The following is a 3367-nucleotide window of genomic DNA, read 5'->3' as shown; positions in this document are numbered from 1 at the left end:
CATTATGGATGATGTGAAAGAGCGCCAGTCCTCTTATTACAATCGTCTTTACTAAATAAATTATAAAGGGGTAATWTCCTAATGAAATTTAARGCTTTCTTTTTAACGATTACCATTCAAAARCRYAAACTTTCAAAAGATGAAATTTCTCGTGAACAACAAATWAAAAWYATTATGGAYGAWGTRAAAGAGCGYCAGTCCTCTTATTACAATCGTCTTTACTAAATACATTATAAAGGGGTAAAAATCCAATGAAATTCAGAGTATTATTTTTAACGATTACCATTCAAAAAAATAAACTGTCTGAGTCTGATATGCTTCATGACCGACAAATTGAGCAGGCTATGTACAACGTAAAAGAACGACAAAGTCATTATTGTAGTCACCTGTAATTCCTATTCGAAAGGAGGAATTCATGTATGAGGTTTCACCTTTTCTTTTTAACCATTACGATTCAAAAAGAAACTATATCTGCAAATGAAGTAAAACAAGAGGAACAGTATAAAAAGATTATAGATGAAATTCGTGATCGTAGAAGCAAGTACTACACTCACCTATAATTGTTTGAACTTATATTAGAAATGAAAGGAGTCRATTATGATGTTAATAACGCGGTGTAAAGAAATGATTTGGATAGTTCAGAGGGATTCCACATAGTTCATTTAACAAAAATTCACCGCCTGATTTGATGTGTAAAAAATATACAATAATAAGTATTTCATACACTAAAAAATAAAAGATACACCCCTTTTTATTAAGCGGTGTATCTTTCTCAACATATTCTATTTCCGTTTACTTCGTTTCGTCTTAAACAATCTCACTAAGTTCGAAACAACTGTTTTTGTTACCGCATAAGCTGGTACTGCTAAAATCATTCCGATAATTCCCGCGAAATTACCTACCCCTAAAATAAGGATGATAATTGTCAACGGATGGATATTTAATTTTGAACTCATAATACGCGGTGAAATGATGTTACTTTCAAACTGTTGTACGATTGTTACTATAATAATTACGTACAGAGCTTGCATCGGAGATACGAACAGACCTATAATGACAGCTGGTGCTGCTCCGATAAATGGACCTAAGTTCGGAATTATATTTGTAAATGCTGCGATAATTCCTAAAACGAAAGCATACGGTAAACCGATGATTAAATAACCAGTAAATGTAAAGGCACCAATAAACATACAAACGAGCGCTTGACCTTGAATATATGCAGATAATGTTTCGTTCGTTTCCTTTATGATACGAAGTCCTTCTTCACGGTAAGACTCTGGTAATACACTAACAGCTTTTCCTGGAAATGCATGTCCATCTTTAAACATATAAAATAAAATGAACGGTACTGTAAAGATAACTAACGCCACGTTCGTGATAATACCAAATAAAGCCGTTGCACTCGACGTAAGTGTGTTTGGTATTTCCTTTAAGTATTCAATTGCATTTTTCTCAATTGTCTCAATGGAAACGTAGTTTTGTGTAGATAGCCATTCAAATAATCTATGATGGGATAGATCTTGTATGTATACTTTTCCCTCTTTTATGTAAGTCGGCATATTTTTTACTAAATCCATTAACTGTTGTGAGATGGTTGGAACAACTACTCCAATAGCAACTCCAGTTAATGTGATGATAAAAAGATACAGTAGTAAAATCGCTAAACCTCTAGGTACTTTTTTATTCTCCAAAAAGACTAACAATGGGTTAAATATGAAGTATAAAAATAACGCGATTAAAATTGGGAAAAATAATGTTGATATGAAGATACCAATCGGTTGAAATAGAAACGATATTTTTGTGCAAATAAATATAATTCCTACAACCATCAGCACTTCTAATGTCCAAAAGTGCACTTTCGATTTCAAAAAAACGTCCTCCTTTAAACTAGCACTTCTCTTCATTGTACCAAATTAAACTTAGATTTCACATAATATTTTCCTTTACAATATTCCAAAATCCCATTAAATACACTACAATGAGATTACAGACAAATTTGCAGGTAAAGGTGATAAATATGACACAATGCATCATTTGCAGAAAAGATACGAAAGAACTTAGTGAACAATATGTCATTCCAGAGATATTATGTGGATATTATTTCATAAATTCAATTTGTGATTCATGTCATGAACATATGACAACAAATATTGATCGTCCTTTAATTAGACATAAATTAAGTCAATATAAGATTGAGCAAATGAAAAAACAAATCGATTCCCCTCTCTATACGAATGAACATGGTGAGGAGCTAGCAGCCGCTGAGACAGATGTAGTCGAAGTAAGTGATGAGATACTTTATTCCAATGCATTAATTATGAAACTATGTAAAAAGCACGATATTTCATTACATAATGAAATTTGGAAAGAAGAGCGCGTAACAAAAGTAGCTAGTTCTATTCAACGTGAATTGCTTTTAGATAACCGTAAATATAAAATGAGTGTATTAAAAATGGCTTATACTTTTGCTGTACAAACAATTGATGGCTACTTTGACGATCCAGATGCGATTGATATTTCTACCATTCTATTAAATGCCGATTTCATGGAATTAAAGGAAAAGAGTATCGTTCGTGACTTAAGCAAAAGCTCTTTATGGAATACATTAAATACAACGAGCGAAAACCATTACTTTATTTTACTTAGTGATAAAGACGGTCTATTCTGCTTCATTCGCCTATTTGATATTTTTGATGTTGTTGTTCATTTATCAGAAAAAAGATACAATCTTCTATCACCAATTGTCGGCGTAAATAATGTAGACAAAAAAGGATTTTTTGTGGAAAGTTTAAAACAGTATATGGATGGGCTATTTAAAGAAACTACACGTTCTATTTAATCCATATAGGAACATACGGTCTCCTTTCTTCATGAAAAGACACTGTGTTATAATGAGTGTGAAAAGAACAATACAATCACATAAAACAATTAAAACCTGTATATAAATAAAAAAAACTAGTGTGCGGCTACACACTAGTCCACGTAACTTAGCAGATTGGATTGTTCATTTATCCTATTTGTTTCGTACAAACACAACAACCCACTTTCTATAGGCATAGGTGGGTTGTTATTTTTTGAGCTTGTCAATTAAGACGACAATAAACGTTAACAATGCAATGAGAAACAGTCCACCTTGCAATAACAACGCAATTTCACTCAATTATTATCACCCCCCTCCTACTCGGAGAAGTGATAATTGAACAACCAACCGTACCATAAGTTACCTCTTAATTTTATCATATTTTTTAATTGTTTACGACGAAAACCCACCCCCCTCCTACTCGGAGAAGTGATAATTGAACAACCAACCGTACCATAAGTTACCTCTTAATTTTATCATATTTTTTAATTGTTTACGACGAAAACC

6 protein-coding genes are annotated in these 3367 nt (G+C 32.4%); 4 read left to right on the top strand and 2 right to left on the bottom strand.

Going from position 1 to position 3367, the window contains the following annotated elements:
• Positions 1–81 precede the first annotated feature (81 nt).
• Genes AC1DJR_RS22755 through AC1DJR_RS22745 form a run of 3 tightly spaced genes read left to right on the top strand, consistent with a single transcriptional unit; the run spans position 82 to position 560 of the window.
• The gene (locus AC1DJR_RS22755; protein ID WP_477003567.1) at positions 82–225 is read left to right on the top strand and encodes a YrzI family small protein; all 144 of its coding nucleotides are present in this window, start codon (positions 82–84) and stop codon (positions 223–225) included.
• 26 nt (positions 226–251) lie between these two features.
• Positions 252–392 carry a YrzI family small protein gene (locus AC1DJR_RS22750; protein ID WP_000672237.1) on the top strand — a complete coding sequence of 47 codons (141 nt, stop codon included), beginning with the start codon at positions 252–254 and terminating at the stop codon, positions 390–392.
• Positions 393–419: 27 nt separating this feature from the next.
• Positions 420–560: a YrzI family small protein gene (locus tag AC1DJR_RS22745; RefSeq protein ID WP_002013395.1), complete on the top strand. Its 141-nt coding sequence runs from the start codon at positions 420–422 to the stop codon at positions 558–560.
• Positions 561–782: 222 nt separating this feature from the next.
• Here the strand turns inward: AC1DJR_RS22745 and AC1DJR_RS22740 are convergent, their stop codons facing one another.
• Entirely contained in the window at positions 783–1868 is a 1086-nt protein-coding gene (locus AC1DJR_RS22740) for an AI-2E family transporter (protein WP_000837889.1), read from the bottom strand.
• A 149-nt stretch (positions 1869–2017) separates the two neighbouring features.
• On the opposite strand from AC1DJR_RS22740, the gene AC1DJR_RS22735 reads away from it, so the two are divergent.
• Positions 2018–2839 (top strand): HNH endonuclease, encoded by an 822-nt coding sequence (locus AC1DJR_RS22735; RefSeq protein ID WP_429688367.1) that lies wholly within the window; start codon positions 2018–2020, stop codon positions 2837–2839.
• Positions 2840–3067: 228 nt separating this feature from the next.
• Here the strand turns inward: AC1DJR_RS22735 and AC1DJR_RS22730 are convergent, their stop codons facing one another.
• Positions 3068–3160: a putative holin-like toxin gene (locus AC1DJR_RS22730; RefSeq protein WP_001289318.1), complete on the bottom strand. Its 93-nt coding sequence runs from the start codon at positions 3158–3160 to the stop codon at positions 3068–3070.
• Positions 3161–3367 lie beyond the last annotated feature (207 nt).

The sequence above is a fragment of the Bacillus sp. 05T31 genome (assembly GCF_056396725.1).
This window is presented reverse-complemented; position numbering and strand designations above follow the sequence as displayed.

Excerpts from the sequence above, each read along its gene's own strand:
- AC1DJR_RS22750 (WP_000672237.1), top strand. The coding sequence starts at position 252 with ATGAAATTCAGAGTATTATTTTTAACGATTACCATTCAAAAAAATAAA.
- AC1DJR_RS22745 (WP_002013395.1), top strand. The coding sequence starts at position 420 with ATGAGGTTTCACCTTTTCTTTTTAACCATTACGATTCAAAAAGAAACT.
- AC1DJR_RS22735 (WP_429688367.1), top strand. The coding sequence starts at position 2,018 with ATGACACAATGCATCATTTGCAGAAAAGATACGAAAGAACTTAGTGAA.